The 848-nt window shown below is 59.8% G+C and carries 1 protein-coding gene; it reads right to left on the reverse strand.

Translation table 11 applies throughout. From position 1 onward, the window contains the following. Nucleotides 1-848: elongation factor Tu (gene tuf / locus V3C63_RS11660; protein ID WP_329888121.1), on the reverse strand; the 848-nt coding region annotated here is incomplete at both ends.

The following is an 848-nucleotide window of genomic DNA, read 5'->3' on the forward strand; positions in this document are numbered from 1 at the left end:
GTGACTTCCATTTCGGTGTTGTCCCCAGGCATAACCATTTCAACGCCTTCCGGCAGTTTGATGTCGCCGGTCACGTCGGTGGTTCTGAAGTAGAACTGCGGACGGTAGCCGTCGAAGAACGGGGTGTGACGGCCGCCTTCTTCTTTGGTCAGAACGTAGACCTGAGCGGTGAAGTGGGTGTGCGGGTGGATGGAGCCCGGAGCCGCGAGAACCTGGCCGCGTTCGATCTGGGTCCGGTCGATCCCGCGCAGCAATGCGCCGATGTTGTCGCCTGAACGGCCTTCGTCGAGTTGTTTTCTGAACATTTCGACGCCGGTGACGGTGGATTTCTGGGCTTCTTTAATCCCGACGATGTCGACTTCGTCCCCGACGTGGATGACGCCGCGTTCGACTCTCCCGGTGGCGACGGTGCCGCGCCCGGTGATGGAGAAGACGTCTTCGACGGGCATCAGGAAGGGTTTGTCGAGGTCTCTTTGCGGTTCGGGGATGTAGGCGTCAACTTCTTCCATCAGTTTGACAATTTTATCGCCCCATTCGCCATCGGGGTCTTCGAGGGCTTTGAGGGCGGAGCCAACGACGATCGGGGTGTCGTCGCCCGGGAAGTCGTATTCGTCGAGGAGTTCCCGAACTTCCATTTCGACGAGTTCGATGAGTTCCGGGTCGTCGACCTGGTCTTCTTTATTGAGGAAGACGACGATGTAGGGGACGCCGACCTGGCGGGCGAGCAGAATGTGTTCGCGAGTCTGCGGCATCGGACCGTCTGCCGCGGAAACGACTAAGATCGCGCCGTCCATCTGGGCTGCGCCGGTGATCATGTTTTTGACGTAGTCGGCGTGCCCGGGGCAGTC

The organism is Pseudoramibacter faecis, from assembly GCF_036289405.1.
In the GTDB taxonomy this organism is placed as follows: Bacteria; Bacillota; Clostridia; order Eubacteriales; family Eubacteriaceae; genus Pseudoramibacter; species Pseudoramibacter faecis.